Source organism: Microcoleus sp. B7-D4 (assembly GCF_036705125.1).
In the GTDB taxonomy this organism is placed as follows: domain Bacteria; phylum Cyanobacteriota; class Cyanobacteriia; order Cyanobacteriales; family Microcoleaceae; genus Microcoleus.
The window spans coordinates 37147-53286 of record NZ_JAUBTT010000040.1 but is presented as its reverse complement, the minus strand read 5'-3'; the positions used below and the strand labels follow the sequence as shown (position 1 = coordinate 53286).

Here is a 16140-nt window from a genome sequence, read left to right as displayed (position 1 = left end):
CTCGATCGTATAACACCACTCAATCAAACGCAAACCCTGTTCTCTCTACTCTTCCTCTGCGCCCTCTGCGCCCTCTGCGGTTAAATAAAAAAAATCTCAACTCCTTTTCCAAATCTTAATTTCCCCCAACCAACCCGCACTAACAATAGTCTTCCCATCGCTGCTAATAGCCACAGCACTAACATAGCCAGAATGCCCGCTCAAATTACCTCTCAAATCCCCCGATCGCACATCCCAAAGTCTCACACTCTTATCCCAACTCCCAGTAACCAGCGTAGTGCCATCCCGACTGAATGCCACCGACCAAACCCCGTCAGTATGCCCGCTTAAACGCCGAATTAACTGCCCGTTTCCGGCATTCCACAACCCAACAGTGCCATTGCTGTTTCCCGCAGCTAAACTTTTGCCGTCGGGAGTAAAAGCTAGCGACAAAACAGCCAAGTTTTTGCCGCCAATCGTGCGAATTGCTTGACCGCTAGCTAAATTCCACAACCTAATTGAACCATCTTTACTGCCGCTAGCTAAAGTTTTGTTGTCGGGGCTAATTGCAACAGCATTCACCAACCCAGAATGCCCGGTCAAAGTCCGCAGCAGTTCCCCCGTTTTCGGGTTCCAAATCTTAATCGTTTTGTCCCAACTGCCGCTGGCTACAAATTGACCATCAGGGCTAACGGCAACGCTCGAAACTGCATTGGAATGCCCGCTCAAAGTGCGTACAACCGCACCAGTTTCTAAATTCCAAATTTTCACAGTTTTGTCGTCGCTGCCGCTAGCTAACACCTGGGAGTCCGCACTCGCGGCCAGTGCGTTTACGGCTTCCGTGTGACCTTGCAGGGTAGTTTTTAATTGCCCGCTGGGAAAATTCCAAACTGAGATAGTGCCGTTGCTATTTCCTGTGGTAAAATAAGCTGAAGCAAGGGCAAGGGAACTGACAACTTCCGAAGGCCCTTTGAGGGTATTTGTAGCAGCAAAGGCGATCGCACTTGCGGGCGTGCGGGGCGCATTATTCGCCGGAGTTTTAGGGTTTCCGGCAGTAGGAGATTGGGGAACGACTGGCAGGGAAATAGTCGATCGCCATTTCATGAAAGTATTAATTTCTATTCCCGCCGCCACGATTTTATCGGAGTTTTCCTCTAACCTGACAATGCCGTTAATTGCGACAACTCGCCCTGCATCATCGAGCACCGGGCCCCCGCTCATGCCCGCTCTCACTAAGTTGTTGTATACCAAAGTATAGCCGTTCCAGGGAGTTTGGCGGCCGGTAAGCTGACCTTCCGTGGCGATGAAAATCGGCTGTCTCAGGGAACCGCCGGATATCGGCCAGCCCGCCACATAAGCCTTGTTTCCCTTAGTTGCTGCGGAATTGGCTAATTGAGCCAAGGGGTAGCTTTGAGTGCTGCTGAAAGGTACGATCGCCAAATCCGCACCGGGCATTCGCCGCACGAGGCTATAGTATACAGAGTGAGCTTTGCCGTCGGGAGTTACGACCTCGTAATCGCCGGCTTTATCGACAACGTGCCAGTTTGTGAGAATATAGTATGTGCTGCCCTGCTTCTCTAAAATTACTCCTGAACCGCCTTTTGCCCCCTGGATGCGAACAGTAATTTGTTGGGCAACGGTTTTAACTTTGTCGGCGGTTAATGCGAGGGCGATTTGAGGTGATGTCAGTGGGATGAGGGCGATCGAACTCAGGGCGATCGTAGCACTCAAAATAGCCGGAATTGTTCTGCTGTAATTCATTATTGTGTCAATTTAACATACCCACATATCAACTGACGGAAAAGTTATCCGGTTTGTGGCATATTTACAACGCGAAAATGCCTGCGCGATCGAACTTTCGACATTCGCACAAGCCTCACAATATTTGACACAGCCCTCTGGCTAGCAGAAAAATTTAGAATTGGGAACCACAAATAGACTCAACCATAGCAACTGGCTTATCTCTATTTTGATCTCGGCAAATGATACTTTCAGCCCTACGCTGCCGCGAATATTCCCCATTAGCCATCCAGCCGAGGGGTGCGCCTGCGATCGCGCCGACTGCTAAACCAGTGATGAGGCTCCAAACAAGATGCTTTCTGGCGATCGGGTTTTGTTGCATAAAAATTTATCCTAAAGACTCACCCTTAGAAAAAATATCACAAATAAAATTTACTTTCTTCCTCCTATTTACTTATTTCCTAAGTAGTAACCCACCCTAAGTAGGGTGCGAATTACGCACCTTACTGAGTATGTAGGCTGCCCAATTTTATGCTAAATCAAAAAGCAAAATTTCTGCATCTGCTGCCGCTTCAATCACCACCTCATACTCACCGCTAACCGCCGCAGCGTCGCCATTTTTCAAGGTCAAACCGTTCAGCAAAACCGAGCCGCGAGCCACTTGCACCCAAGCATGGCGATTCGGCTGCAAAGCATGAGAAACCCGCGATTCTTTATCCAAAACAGCCGCATACAAATCAACATCTTGATGCACTTTCACAGCACCATCTCTCGCATCTCGCGCCGCCACTAAGCGCAGTTTTCCGTGCCTTTCTGCTAGGGGAAATTCGCGCTGCTCGTAACTCGGCTGCAAGCCTTTTGTATCGGGTAACAGCCAGATTTGCAGCAAATGAACCGGGTCTGTTTGCGAGTTATTGAACTCGCTGTGCTGGATACCCGTACCTGCACTCATCCGCTGCACTTCACCGGGTTTAATCACTGCACCGGTACCCAAACTATCCTTGTGTTCTAATGCTCCTTCTAATACATAAGTAATGATTTCCATGTCGCTGTGGCCGTGAGTGCCGAAACCTCTGCCGGGGCTAACGAAATCCTCATTAATTACCCGCAAAGAGCGAAAATTCATATAATTTGGATCGTAATAGCCGGCAAAAGAAAATGTGTGGTAACTGTCCAGCCAACCGTGATTAGCGTGTCCTCTTGCTTCACTTTTTCTGACGGTAATCATTTTCTGAATCCTCAGTGAAATTTATCGGGTGTTTCTTTGATGTTTTTATTTTAAACCGAGTCAAGCTATTATGGATAGTACGCACTTAAAAGTGCGGTACTTACCAAAAAGATACTATGCAAGTCCAAGAAGTAAAGGTCGATCGAGCAAATTGCCCTGTAGAACGCACTCTAGAGGTGATAGGCGGGCGCTGGAAAGTCTTGATTCTGCGGGAGTTGTTTCCAGGAGTGAAGCGCTTTAACGAGCTGCAACGAGCTGTCAACGGCATTACTCAGAAGATGCTGACGCAGCAACTGCGGGAAATGGAATCAGATGCGATCGTGCACCGGGAAATTTACCTGCAAGTGCCGCCAAAAGTTGAATATTCGCTAACGCCTTTGGGCGAAAGTCTCAAACCGATTATTAATGCCATGCACGAATGGGGAATTCAGCATATTAGCGAAGATGGAAAATGAGCGGTTTCTAGATGGTTTTTTCCGTCTTCCGACAGATTTCAAATTTTCAACCTAGTTCAACAATAATAATATGAACAACATAGAGCGTCTCGCCACCCTCAACCGCATCCGCAAACTCAGCCGCCTGATGGATACCGCCATTGGCATCCCCGGCACTAAATTTCGCATTGGTTTAGATCCCATTATCGGTTTAGTTCCGGGTGCTGGGGATATCGTAGATACCGCGTTTTCCGCCTACCTAATTTATTTAGCAACTCGATTCAACATTCCCCAAAAAACTCTAGGGAAAATGGTTTACAACATCGGTCTAGAAGCCGTTGTGGGATCAGTACCTTTAGTAGGAGATATCTTCGATGCTTTTTATAAATCAAACATGAGGAATCTGGCCCTTTTAGAAGCACATCTCGAAGAGGCTGAACCCGAACTAGCCGCAGTTGCCGAACCTGTTCCTCAATCTATTAAATTGTAGGTACGGGTTTCACAAACAATAATTGTAAATAACCAGCAATCTCTCAAGCCCGCCCCCACCCAACGAGAAATCCCCGTGCCTATTTTTCCCATTTAAAATGTAGGGGCGGGTTTCACCAACAATAATTGTAAATAACAAACAATCTCTCAAACCCGCCCCCACCCAACGAGAAATCCCCGCGCCTATTTTTCGCATTTAATATATAAATCAAGGTTGATGTGGATGATTTGTTAGGTGGGGGCGGGTTTCTTAGATTGTTCATAGCTGGCCGGTATTATTTGTAAAACCCGCCCCTACATTTTAATCATTGATGTCGTTTAACCGCTTCCACGAAAGCAATAACATCCGCTTCCAAAGTATTAAAAGCCGTTACCAGTCTAACAGTACATTCATCCCACCGATAAAACAGAAAGCCCTCAGCTAAAACCGCTGTAATTACCGATTCGGGAAGTTGAATAAAAATCTCGTTGGCTTCAACCCGATGGCAAAAATTCGCTCCCTCAACTCCCGCCAAACCTGCGGCTAATTTGGCGGCCATATTATTTGCATGAGCCGCATTCTTCAGCCACAAATCATCCGTTATATACGCTTCCAACTGCGCCGACAAAAACCGCATTTTCGAGAAAAGATGCCCGCTGCGCTTGCGGTAAAAAGGGAAAGTCTTTGCTAATTCGCGATTTAAAAAAACCACAGCTTCCGCAGCCATCGCGCCGTTTTTTGTCGCTCCAAACGAGAGAATATCTACACCAGCGCGCCAAGTGATATCCGCAGGAGAACAGCCCAAACTCGCGACAGCATTGGCAAAGCGAGCTCCATCCATGTGCAGGTGCAAATTGTGAGCGCGAACTACTTCCGAAATATGGGAAATGTCCGCTGGATTGTAGACTGTGCCGGCTTCCGTTGCTTGAGTGATGCTGACGGCTGCGGGCTGTACGTGATGGACGACACCTGCACCAGCGCGATCGAGTATTTTTCCTAAAGTCTCTGCCTCTATTTTAGCATGATTTCCTGTTACTGTTACTAACTTTGCACCGCCTGTAAAAAACTCCGGCGCGCCGCATTCATCTACATTAATATGAGATGCCGCGTGACAGTAAACAGCGCCGTAAGGAGGAGTAACAACCGCAAGGGCCAGAGCATTAGCAGCAGAACCAGTTGCTACCGGAAAAACAGTCACCGATGTCTCGAACAAATCCGAAAATTTAACTTGCAAACGCTGTGTATATTCATCATCTCCGTAAGACATCACAGCACCGCAATTAGCCGCTGCAATCGCAGCCATAATCTCCGGCGAAACCCCGGTTGCATTGTCGCTACAAAAATTCATTAGAATAATTGGTAAATAGAATCTATAATATAACTCAACACTCAAGAGTCAACACTCAAGCATTAAACCACGAGGCAGAATTATGGCAGAATACCGCCAAATAGAATACCGCATCGGCAAAGACGGCAAAATTACCGAAACCGTCCTCAACGCCACAGGTTCGAGTTGCACCGAAACCACCGCCGGAATTGAAAAAGCCCTCGGAAAAGTAGAATCTCAAGACTTGCTGCCAGAATACTACCAAGGCGAAGAAAATTTGGTCGTTGAACAAACGCAGACTTTAAAACAAGTTTAGAAGAGTTAAAGATGTTTGATATCCTGGGTGCAACAGTTGATGTAACAACAGTGCCTGCCTTCAGCTTCGCGCTAGCTATCGGGGGCATTTTTCTAATTTTAGTGTACGTTTATGCTGCATCTGAGGCGGGAGATGCGATCGAGTTTAAGTACGATACAATTCTGCGGGAACGCATGAATCAGCTAGACATTCTCGATTGGCAAGATTTAGGCGAAAAAGCAGGCTTAAGTCGCTTTGGGGTGCGCTTAGTGCGGCAGGGAGACGTGGGAAAACTCACCCTAGACCAACTGAGGCGGCTGGCAACAGTGCTGAATTTGAATTTTCAAGAGTTCGATCGCACTTTGAGCGCGCTGCCAATATCGGCTACAATCACAACTAATCCCAGCGAAATAGAAGAATTGAGGCAGCAGTGTTTCCGGCTGCGAGAAGAATTGCAGCAGCAAAAAGCTCAACTAACTGCCGATTTTCGCCGCGCTACCTTTGAACAGTTGCAAACTTTGTTAACCAACTATCCCGCCGCCCGCAAAATGGCAGAAGCCAAGCCGGATATGCCCGCCAAAAATCTCTCAGCTTTGTTTACTCCCTTAGAAAACCTGTTATCAAGCTGGGATTTTCAAACAATCGGTTCTGCGTGGGAACAAACTCCTTACAATCCGCAGTTGCACCAGCCGGATGTTGAGGATATAACAGAAGGAGAATTAGTTTATATTCGGTTTGTCGGCTATCGCGAGGGAGAGCGAATTCTTACTCCTGCTAAAGTTAGTCGCACCCTGCCAGCGGGAATGAAAAATTAAATTTTAAATTTAAAATCACCATGACTACAGTTGCCATTGACTTCGGCACCAGCAACACGGTTGTCTGCATTCTTAACCCGGATACGCAAACACCAGAAACTTTGAGATTGGGCGAGATGTCCCGCATTTTTAAAACCAAGAATTCGAGCGGAGATGTTCGAGAAATATCTGTAGTGCCGACTTTAGTCTTTGTGAACAAGGCGGGAGAGTTGGTGTTAGGAGAAAAAGTGCGATCGCAGCGTTTGGGACAATCCCAGCCCGACCGTTTTTTCAAAGCTTTTAAACGCAATTTAGCTGCCGATTTTCAGCCGCCGCCCCGCAATATCGACGGCGAAACCTACACAGTCGAATCAGTAGCTGAACAGTTTATCAAAACTATTTGGAAACAATTATATTTACAAAATATACAGGCAGACAAAGTAATTTTTACCGTCCCCGTTGGATCATTTGAGCGATATCTAGATTGGTTTCGCGACTTAGGAGAAAGTTTGGGAGTTGCGGAAGTTCAGGTAATAGATGAATCCACAGCCGCCGCCCTGGGATATGCAGTAAAACGCCCCGGCTCTCTAGTTTTAGTAGTTGATTTTGGCGGCGGAACTTTAGATTTAAGTTTAGTTCGCACTGCTGTAACCCCCCCCTTACCCCCCCTTAGCAAGGGGGGGAGAAATCTCGATTCCCCCCTTAGTAAGGGGGAGATAAATCTCGATTCCCCCCTTAGTAAGGGGGAGATAAATCTCGATTCCCCCCTTAGTAAGGGGGAGATAAATCTCGCTCCCCCCCTTAGCAAGGGGGAGATAAATCTCGCTCCCCCCCTTAGCAAGGGGGGGCTGGGGGGGGTGCGTGCCGAAGTGTTAGCAAAATCCGATGCTTATGTAGGCGGCGAAGATATTGACATCTGGATTGTCGAAGATTATTTGCGGCAAATTGGTTCATCGCGGGCAGAAGTCGGCCCAATTGGCTGGCAAAATTTATTAGACATAGCGGAAAAATTAAAAATTCAGCTTTCTCAAGTTAATGAGGCGAAGGAAAGCTGGTTTGACGATGAAAATTTTATGTCTTACGACTTGCAGCTAAACCGAGAGAAGCTTGAGGAAATTCTGGAATCTAGGCAGTTGTTAGAACAGTTGCGGGAAAGTTTAGATGAAGTGCTGATTATTGCACAGGGAAAAGGTATCGGTAAAGCAGATATCGAACAGGTTTTGCTGGTAGGAGGAACTTCTCTAATTCCGGCTGTATCTAACTTAGTGGTTTCGTATTTTGGGCGGCAAAAAGTCCAAAGAGACAAGCCTTTTGAAGCAGTGGCGCACGGTGCTTTAGCATTGACACAATTAGCGAGTGTTGACGATTATTTGCGCCACAGCTATGCAATTCGCCTCTGGGAACCTTATGCTAAAGCTTATGCTTATTCGCCGATATTTAGCAAGGAAATGAAGTATCCCTGCCAAAGTTCCGAAGAGTTGACGTTGCAAGTGGCAATTGAAGGGCAAAGGGAAATTCGGTTAGATATTGGGGAAGTTGCGGAGGTATTGCAAGCGGAGGTTATTTTTAACGAAAAAGGGCAAATGATGAGCAGCTTACTCAACAAACAAACGGATTTTCGCTCTCTGGAAAGCCACCACCAGCAGGTTTGCGTAGCGCATTTGAATCCGCCTGGGGTATTGGGAATTGACAGGGTTTCGGTGAGTTTTGAGGTGGATGAGAGGCGGGTTTTGTTGGCGACGGTGCGGGATTTGGTGACTGGTAAGGTGTTGGTGGAAAAAGGGGCGATCGCCAAACTGCAATAATGGTAAAATCTCAAGTATCATCGGTATTTTTTAGTTAAGTTAAGGACTTTTAAAATGTCATATAGTGAATTTACTACCATCACCAAAGTGCGTGCAGCATTTAACCTCACTGTTAATGAAAAAACTGTTTTGTTTGCAGATGTAGAATCAATTGCACCTAGCGAATATCTCAAAACAACCCTAGCAGAATATATCCCTCTCGCCAATGCTATCAATACTGAAAAAGCTCGATCCGAGTTAATTATTGCTCCCGTATTATTAGAAGTACGGCGCATTTTAAACTTCCAAATCGGCTTTTTTTCCGGCACGGAATTTAATGCCGATCCCGAAAGTGGACTTAACGGGTACTGCGATTATATCCTCACCGCATCCAGCGATTTGTACGAAATCAGAACACCAGTTGTAACCTTAGTAGAAGCCAAAAATGAAAACATCAAAAACGGATTAGGACAGTGTATTGCTGAAATGTTGGGAGCCCAGCGATTCAATCAACAGCAAAATGATGAAATTGAGGCGATTTACGGAGGTGTTACCACGGGAAATGCTTGGAAGTTTCTCAAATTGGTAAATCAAACAGCTTTTATTGACTTGAACGATTATTATATTAACGAAGTTGACAAAATTCTCGGAATTTTAACAAAACCTTTACGAAAAGACTAAAAACAACGATTGAAATCAAATTTATGCCCCCATGAAAAAGCAACAAAATAAATTCAGCCACCTGACGGCAATGGAAAGAATTTCCCTGTCCTTTCCAGCCAGATTTTTATTGGATAAAAACTTGCTGCAAGGCAAAGTCTTAGATTTTGGGTGCGGCTTGGGCAGCGATGTTAGATTGTTGCAGCAAAAAGGCTTCGATATTACGGGTTATGACCCTTATTATTTCCCGGAATTCCCCGAAGATAAATTCGACACAATCATTTGCTTTTATGTTTTGAATGTTTTGTTTCCCGAAGAACAAGCTAATGTCCTGATGGAAGTGTCGCACCTGTTGAAACCGGGAGGGCAGGCGTATTTTGCGGTGAGAAGGGATATCAAAAAAGAAGGCTTTCGAGAACATTATGTCCACAAAAAACCTACATATCAGTGCATTGTCAAACTTCCTTTTAAGCCAGTTCACCTAGATGAGTCTTGCGAAATTTACAAATACGTGCATTACAATCATCAAAGAAATTCAACTAATCACTGCATATTCTGCAATCCGTATAAAAACCTAATTTTGCTAACTGAATCAGCAACAGCTTATGCGATGTTTGACGGTTATCCCGCCAGCAAAGGTCATGTTTTAATCATCCCCAAGCGTCACGTTGCCAATTATTTTGAACTGCCGTTTCGAGAGCAATCCGCTTGCTGGTTTATGGCTAATAAGGTGCAAGAAATGTTAAGTAAAGAGTTTCAGCCAGACGGTTTTAATGTGGGAATCAATATTAATAAACAGGCTGGTCAAAGTCGCAGTCACGCGGCTATTCATGTTATCCCCCGCTACAATGGCGATGCGGCTGGGAATAAAGGCGGAATTAGGTATGTGATTCCCAAGAGTGAAAAATAAAAGTTAGCCAATTGTGAAAGGAATTCTTTTTTACCGCAGAGGCGCAGAGAACACAGAGGAATAGAGAAGAGAGGAATTCATAATTTTTGTAAGGATTGTTATATTTGAGCAAACGGCGAGCAAAATAGAGTTAAAATGTGTTGGCAAGGTCTAAAACTACACATTAGCAGCAATTTGGTGTTCTGTTTATGTCTAAGCGCAAAAAGCAAGCATGGCTCAAGGAAACTCTAGAACTCAAAGAAGACCACAATTGGAAGTCAAAGCCGGGAACCCGAATTTTTGTAGCAGGAAGAGGTGCAGTCCGCTTTGATGTCCCGGAAGATTGGCATTTTGAACCGGATACTAATTCGTTCCGGTTTACGGATAAAAAGCCGCCGGATGATGATTGTCGTTTGGAGGTTTCGTTTAATTTGCTACCACCTAATAACTGGGCAGATTTTCCGCTGGTGCCGCTATTACAGAAGGTAGTTGAAGATGATACGCGAAATCCGATCGCTTTTGGGGAAATTATCCAATTGAAGCGGCAAACTGCCCGCGTTGTTTGGACTGAATTTAAGTTTATCGACCCTCCAGAACAGCGGGAAGCTTATTCGCGAATCTGTATTGGATTGGGTTCTAATGTTCAGTGTTTGATTACTTTTGATTACTGGGTTGACGATGCAGAGCGTTTGACTCCTGTCTGGGATACGGTGATGGATTCGTTAGTTCTGGGTTTGTTTATCAGCGACCCTCGAACGGGGTTCGCACGTCCAGACTAGACCGATTTTCTGGGAAACTTTCAACAACTAATTTTGCTAAGTGTTGAATTGGCAAGCCACCAGTCAGTAAATTTAGAACCTACATTAAACTTTACAACCGCTTTGCCATGTAAATATCTGGCTTGCCAATTCCGTTCGCGTCGGGCATCACTCCCACGATCGCAAAACCCATCTTTTGATAAAATTCGTAGGGATGACCGCGCAAATTTCTAATTTTGGCGACGTGTTCCCAAACGTTAGGATAAAGATTGATGCCTGAAAGAGTGGTTTGATTGTCTTCGTCGTCGGTACCCACCCACAGCACGATCCCTCCCCGGTTTTTAGCTTCTGCTGCTAAATCAGCTACGAGCGATCGACCAATTCCTTGTCTGCGAAATTCTGTTCCCACTACCAGCGGGTGCAGTTCCCAAACATTACCGTCATACTGTTTAATCCCGCCAATCCATCCCAAAACTTGATTGTTGTCGGCCACAGCAATTCGACTGATGCGATCGGCTCCCAAAGATTCTTGCACTTCTTGCAAAGCAGAATTTAGATCGGGCCAAGCATCGGGCCAATGCTCTTTAAAACCTTCAACTATTAATTTAGCTACCTGTTGAATTTTTGGCTCGTCAACCGCACGCAAATCTGTAATTTGTACGTTCATGATTTTACATACTAAATCAAGGATTACGGACTAATACGCTCACAAACCGGATTTTAGAACCGGGGTAAACGGCAAAAACGAAGTCAGGACTCACGAGGGCAACATTCGCTACAGCTTGCCCGATAGCCAGATTTCATATTTCATTCTAGGCTAATTTTGCCATAAAATCGGATTTGGCGATCGGGTAAGGGCGATCGATCTTCTGCAGCGATAATTTGCGATCGCTAGTTTGCTAGATTTGAGTCGATCGGCTAATCCTGAAAATGCTATAATTATTAACAAGTTGTGCTTAGGGAGACTACGGAAATGCAGCTCGCACCATTTGAAGAAAAGATGTGGAATAGTTGGTCCCAAAACACACCAGATCATCGCAGGTTCGATCGCGACACATACCAGCGCTACGACTTCAAAGAAACACCAATCGTTACCGAAATTAACCGTGAAAAGCTTCCCCGGTTTGTTGAATCATTAAAACTTTCTAATTATATAGAAATGCGATCGTTCTACCAAAGAAGGGGTCGTTGGACTGCGACGATGAAATCCAGATTGATAGAGTCATTTATTCTCAATATTCCCGTACCTTCAATAATTCTGTATAAACAAGATTTCAAGCCTTATGAAGTCTTGGATGGTGAGCAGCGAATCTCCGCTATTCAAGAGTTTTATGAAAACCAACTAAAACTGACTGAGCTGGAAATTTTGCCTGAATTAAATGGACATACCTACAGCAGACTTCCTCTACAAATTAGGGCTAATATCGATCGCAGATCCATATCCTCAATAGCAATTCTTGCCGAATTAACATCCAATCCTGAAGCAGACAAGTTCCTCAAAAAGAAAACCTTTGAACGTCTAAATACTGGAAGATTAAATTTCAGCCAACAGGAAATGAGAAACATTTTGTATGGTGGAAAGTTCAATGAACTGTTGCTAAGATTAGCGCGCAATCCCATATTTGCTGAAGCTTGGGGAATTCCGACAGACGATAAAAGCCGAGACTTAGAGAAGAACAGTATTTATGAAAAAATGGAAGATGCTGAATTAGTTTTGCGTTTTTTTGCCCTAAGAAATATAGAACATTATCAAATGGAACTGCCAGATTTTTTAGACTTGTATATGATGAAAACTGCAAGTTTTTCCCTGCACGATATTAATTTTCTGGAAGATTCTTTTATAGAAACTCTTTCATTAGCCTATCGAGTTTACGGACAGCATTTATTTAAACCATTCGATCCTCAATCTCAAACTTGGTCTGAACAATCCAATCGATTCTATTATGATGCGACTATGCTTGGTTTTAACAAGCATTTACTTGATGCCTATCAATTAATGTCTGGAAGACATCGCGTTATTGAAGCAACAAAAAACCTCTTTAACCAACCGGAAGCTCGTTTTTTGACAGGAGGTGGAACAAGTAAAGCAGAGATTCAGGAGCGGCTCGGAATATTTGACGAAATGCTTTCGCAAGTTATCGGAGAGTAACTTGCGATGTTTGAGGAGCTGATCGAGAAAGCTAGTGTCAAAATTTCAACAGTTCGTGCGATAATCAAGACTAACCATCGACTTAGAAGAATCGTATTTCGAGACAGTTTAAATAAACAGAAGTTGGCAGAAGATGATGAATTTGCCGCATTAATAGACGTAATTCCTAGCGAAAAGGAGTGGGAAATTTACGATCGCTCTGCTGTTGTAACCCGATTGTATGCTATTTACGAGCGCTTCGTTGAGGATTTAATTTCTGATTGGCTGCGACGGATGCCCGATTTGGTTCCACGTTATTCAGATTTGGGAGAAAAAATCCAAAATACCCATCGAGAGGGTATAGGGCGTTTATTGATTGACATCAAAAAGAATAGGTTTCAACACCTTTCAGTTGAGAAAGTAGTGCAAGGATTATCCTGTGGAATTACTGACACTGGAAAATACGAACTACTTCCTGATGCTTTCCTATTGCACGAGCAAAATTTACGGAAGGAAGTGCTAGAAACAGTTTTGAAAAATGCTGGGATTGATGAGGCGTGGAAATGGGTAATTAACCACAAAGAAATTAAATATTTTGTAGAGGAAGTTGGCGGCAGTCAAAACACGGCAGAAGGAGAACTCAAACAACTGGTTGACTATCGAAATAAAGCAGCACACGGCTCTACAGATGAGATTTTGGGAACTCAAGAACTGTTGGACTTAGGTGATTTTGTTGAGGCTTTATGTAAATCCCTTGCCGATTTAGTCACCTACAATATAATTTTACGCCAGATCGATCGAGGGCTGGTAAGGGAGATTGGAAAAATTACTGAGTGGTTCAAAAAGCCACAAGCAGGCGTAGCCAAAGTTCAGGAAGTTACCTTAACTGTAGGAGGACGTGTTTTTCTAGTTTTAGTTAATGATGAATTGTCGTACTGCTACTCTCCTAAAATTGAGAGCATTCAGCTTAATGATATTTCCCACAATCAGGTGGAAATAACCTCGGAGGCAGAAGTAGGGTTAAAGTTCGATCGGGATGCCAGAATAGGATTGACTATTTATGTAACTAAATCAAACCAAGTTGACTGAATCTTTCGTTAACTGCGAACTGCGATCGCCCCAAAATCCCGACCTAACGATCGCACAAGTGCCGTACAATTAACCCACCATCCGGCATCAACCAACCTGCTAACCCCATGCTTTGCGATTACCTAGTACAAATCCTCACCGCCCGCGTCTACGATGTTGCTCAAGAAACAGCCCTAGAATGCGCCCCGAATCTATCAGCACGGCTCAACAATAAACTTTTGCTGAAGCGAGAGGATATGCAGTCGGTGTTTTCCTTCAAACTGCGGGGTGCGTACAACAAAATGGCGCAACTGTCGCCGGATTTGCTAGCACAAGGCGTCATTGCAGCTTCCGCCGGCAACCACGCCCAAGGAGTCGCCCTCGCCGCCCGCCACCTCGGAACTCGCGCGATCATAGTCATGCCCGTAACGACGCCGCAGGTGAAGGTAAATGCGGTGATAGCCCGTGGTGGAGAGGTAGTCTTGCATGGGGATGCTTACGATGATGCTTACGCTTTTGCGCGTCAATTAGAGGCCCAAAAAGGTATGACTTTTATTCACCCTTTTGATGACCCCTACGTGATTGCTGGACAGGGTACGATCGGCATGGAAATTCTGCGGCAACATCAAAAACCAATTCACGCGATTTTTGTGGCAATTGGTGGCGGCGGATTGATTTCGGGAATTGCGGCCTATGTCAAGCGGTTGCGGCCGGAAATTAAGATTATTGGCGTCGAACCGGTGGATTCCGATGCAATGAATCAATCCCTGAAAGCGGGTAAACGGGTGCGTTTGTCGCAGGTGGGTTTATTTGCTGATGGCGTTGCTGTGCGGGAAGTTGGGGAGGAAACTTTTCGGTTGTGTCAGGAGTATGTGGATGAGATTATTTTGGTGGATACGGATGATGTTTGCGCGGCGATTAAGGATGTTTTTGAAGATACGCGATCGATCTTAGAACCTGCTGGCGCTTTGGCGATCGCAGGTGCGAAAGCTTACGTGGAACGGGAACAAATCGCAGGAGAAACATTAATTGCTGTTGCTTGTGGCGCGAACATGAATTTTGATCGGCTGCGTTTTGTAGCAGAAAGAGCCGAGTTTGGCGAACGCCGCGAAGCCATTTTTGCAGTCACAATTCCCGAACAACCGGGAAGTCTCCGCAGGTTTTGCGAATGTCTGGGCAAGCGCAATTTAACTGAATTTAGCTATCGAATTGCGGATGAAAAAGAAGCACATATTTTTATCGGCGTGCAAATTGAAAACCGTGCGGATGCGGTGAAGATAGCCGCAAGTTTTGAAGATTGTGGTTTCAAGACTTTGGATTTAACTGATGATGAATTAACGAAATTGCACGTGCGGCATATGGTGGGCGGGCGTTCGATGCTGGCAGATCATGAATTGTTTTATCGCTTTGAATTTCCCGAACGTCCGGGTGCGTTGATGAAGTTTGTCGGTTCGATGAGTCCTAACTGGAATATCAGCGTTTTTCACTATCGAAATAATGGCGCCGATTACGGGCGAATTGTGGTGGGAATTCAAGTACCGCCCGATGAGATGCAGGAATGGCAGGCTTTTTTGGATACGCTGGGCTATCAGTATGGGGATGAGAGTCAAAATCCGGCTTATAAGTTGTTTTTGAGGTAGGGTTTATGACTCGGCGGTTTCAACCGCTTCTTGTCAAACGAAGTCCGCGCAACGCGAGACTAAGAAAATGGACGCGAACAAAGTCATGTCTGGTTTTCGACGCATCAAACTTCCGATCGCAAATTCCGCACATCCTCTATACTGAGTCCGGTTGTTTGACTGATAGTTGCATCATCCAGGCGATCGAGCAATTGCCGTGCGATCGCCAGCTTTTCTGCTTGAACGGCTTGGAGTATAGCTCCTTGTTGGTCATAAATAAACATTTCTCGCCGTTCGATATCCGCCAATTCATCAGGTGTTAAATTGACTTGATTTGCGATGTCAAAGGCTTGATGAATCTCTGGAACGCTATCCATTACTGCCGGGACATCCGTTATTGTCCTCGCATATTTCATGAAATATATCCATTTATCCGCAAGGGTTTCTAGCTGGTCTACTTCTTTGGTGAATTTAGGAAGTTCTACAAATACCAACTCGATGTTATTATCGGTATATGGGAGATTGCTCGTTACTTCTTTGTAGACAAATCTCGAAATTAGTCGAGCGCTATTTGCAAACATCTCGAAATCAGTCAGTGTTAATGCTATCACTGGTTTGAGCATTCGGTAGCCTTCTCCTTTTTGCAATTGAAAGGCGTAAGTTTTGGCTGCGTTGTACAAAACTCTCTTGCCGAAAGACTCTACGTTTAATACCTGCATTTCAATAATGACTAGCCTACCATCAATTAGTTTGGCTTTGACATCTAAATAAGTATCTTTCAAGCCTTCGACTTTGGGCGGTAAGTTAGGGTCGATAATTTCTAAGTCTGCAATGGTAGGATTGCCATCGTAAATCATGGCGTTGAGAAAGCTGATGAGAATGTCTTTGCTTTCTGAGGAGCCAAATATTTTTTTGAAGGCGTAATCGGTTTTGGGGTTGATGAATGTCATGGTTGGAATCGGGAATCA

17 protein-coding genes are annotated in these 16140 nt (G+C 44.9%); 11 read left to right on the top strand and 6 right to left on the bottom strand.

The features are described 5' to 3' along the window. Window positions 1-96 precede the first annotated feature (96 nt). From QUB12_RS17495 to QUB12_RS17485, 3 genes are all read right to left on the bottom strand, one after another. The gene (locus QUB12_RS17495; RefSeq protein WP_333142567.1) at window positions 97-1740 is read right to left on the bottom strand and encodes a trypsin-like peptidase domain-containing protein; all 1644 of its coding nucleotides are present in this window, start codon (window positions 1738-1740) and stop codon (window positions 97-99) included. Between the two features lie 154 nt (window positions 1741-1894). Beyond that, window positions 1895-2101, bottom strand: a complete 207-nt coding sequence (locus tag QUB12_RS17490) for a hypothetical protein (RefSeq protein ID WP_333142568.1) — start codon at window positions 2099-2101, stop codon at window positions 1895-1897. A gap of 147 nt (window positions 2102-2248) precedes the next feature. Next, window positions 2249-2947, bottom strand: a complete 699-nt coding sequence (locus QUB12_RS17485; RefSeq protein ID WP_333142569.1) for a pirin family protein — start codon at window positions 2945-2947, stop codon at window positions 2249-2251. Window positions 2948-3063: 116 nt separating this feature from the next. Here QUB12_RS17485 and QUB12_RS17480 point away from each other — a divergent pair, with 116 nt between their 5' ends. Continuing rightward, complete coding sequence (locus QUB12_RS17480) at window positions 3064-3402, top strand: helix-turn-helix domain-containing protein (protein ID WP_333129966.1); 339 nt, start codon at window positions 3064-3066, stop codon at window positions 3400-3402. Window positions 3403-3472: 70 nt separating this feature from the next. Further along, entirely contained in the window at window positions 3473-3871 is a 399-nt protein-coding gene (locus tag QUB12_RS17475) for a DUF4112 domain-containing protein (protein ID WP_333142571.1), read from the top strand. Window positions 3872-4175: 304 nt separating this feature from the next. On the opposite strand, the gene QUB12_RS17470 is transcribed toward QUB12_RS17475, so the two are convergent. Then, the gene (locus QUB12_RS17470) at window positions 4176-5198 is read right to left on the bottom strand and encodes a beta-eliminating lyase-related protein (protein WP_333142572.1); all 1023 of its coding nucleotides are present in this window, start codon (window positions 5196-5198) and stop codon (window positions 4176-4178) included. 82 nt (window positions 5199-5280) lie between these two features. On the opposite strand from QUB12_RS17470, the gene QUB12_RS17465 reads away from it, so the two are divergent. The 6 genes from QUB12_RS17465 to QUB12_RS17440 all read left to right on the top strand — a co-directional run bounded on the left by QUB12_RS17465 (window position 5281) and on the right by QUB12_RS17440 (window position 10378). Next, on the top strand, window positions 5281-5493 hold the full coding sequence (locus QUB12_RS17465; protein ID WP_006633566.1) for a DUF2997 domain-containing protein: 213 nt from the start codon (window positions 5281-5283) through the stop codon (window positions 5491-5493). 11 nt (window positions 5494-5504) lie between these two features. Then, window positions 5505-6287: an XRE family transcriptional regulator gene (locus QUB12_RS17460; RefSeq protein WP_333142573.1), complete on the top strand. Its 783-nt coding sequence runs from the start codon at window positions 5505-5507 to the stop codon at window positions 6285-6287. Window positions 6288-6307: 20 nt separating this feature from the next. Then, a complete protein-coding gene (locus QUB12_RS17455) occupies window positions 6308-8071 on the top strand; it encodes an Hsp70 family protein (protein ID WP_333142574.1) in 1764 nt (587 codons plus the stop codon). A 54-nt stretch (window positions 8072-8125) separates the two neighbouring features. Next, window positions 8126-8731, top strand: a complete 606-nt coding sequence (locus QUB12_RS17450) for a hypothetical protein (RefSeq protein WP_333142575.1) — start codon at window positions 8126-8128, stop codon at window positions 8729-8731. A gap of 31 nt (window positions 8732-8762) precedes the next feature. After that, window positions 8763-9620, top strand: a complete 858-nt coding sequence (locus QUB12_RS17445) for a bifunctional class I SAM-dependent methyltransferase/HIT family protein (RefSeq protein ID WP_333142576.1) — start codon at window positions 8763-8765, stop codon at window positions 9618-9620. A 188-nt stretch (window positions 9621-9808) separates the two neighbouring features. After that, window positions 9809-10378 carry a hypothetical protein gene (locus QUB12_RS17440; protein WP_333085073.1) on the top strand — a complete coding sequence of 190 codons (570 nt, stop codon included), beginning with the start codon at window positions 9809-9811 and terminating at the stop codon, window positions 10376-10378. A gap of 91 nt (window positions 10379-10469) precedes the next feature. On the opposite strand, the gene QUB12_RS17435 is transcribed toward QUB12_RS17440, so the two are convergent. Then, a complete protein-coding gene (locus QUB12_RS17435; protein ID WP_333142577.1) occupies window positions 10470-11024 on the bottom strand; it encodes a GNAT family N-acetyltransferase in 555 nt (184 codons plus the stop codon). Window positions 11025-11330: 306 nt separating this feature from the next. Here QUB12_RS17435 and QUB12_RS17430 point away from each other — a divergent pair, with 306 nt between their 5' ends. The 3 genes from QUB12_RS17430 to ilvA all read left to right on the top strand — a co-directional run bounded on the left by QUB12_RS17430 (window position 11331) and on the right by ilvA (window position 15193). Beyond that, complete coding sequence (locus QUB12_RS17430) at window positions 11331-12506, top strand: DUF262 domain-containing protein (RefSeq protein WP_333142578.1); 1176 nt, start codon at window positions 11331-11333, stop codon at window positions 12504-12506. A gap of 6 nt (window positions 12507-12512) precedes the next feature. Then, window positions 12513-13574, top strand: coding sequence for an MAE_28990/MAE_18760 family HEPN-like nuclease (locus tag QUB12_RS17425; RefSeq protein WP_333142579.1), 1062 nt, complete (start codon window positions 12513-12515; stop codon window positions 13572-13574). Between the two features lie 86 nt (window positions 13575-13660). After that, on the top strand, window positions 13661-15193 hold the full coding sequence (ilvA, locus tag QUB12_RS17420) for a threonine ammonia-lyase, biosynthetic (protein ID WP_333142619.1): 1533 nt from the start codon (window positions 13661-13663) through the stop codon (window positions 15191-15193). A gap of 104 nt (window positions 15194-15297) precedes the next feature. On the opposite strand, the gene QUB12_RS17415 is transcribed toward ilvA, so the two are convergent. Beyond that, on the bottom strand, window positions 15298-16122 hold the full coding sequence (locus tag QUB12_RS17415) for an Rpn family recombination-promoting nuclease/putative transposase (RefSeq protein WP_333142580.1): 825 nt from the start codon (window positions 16120-16122) through the stop codon (window positions 15298-15300). Window positions 16123-16140 lie beyond the last annotated feature (18 nt).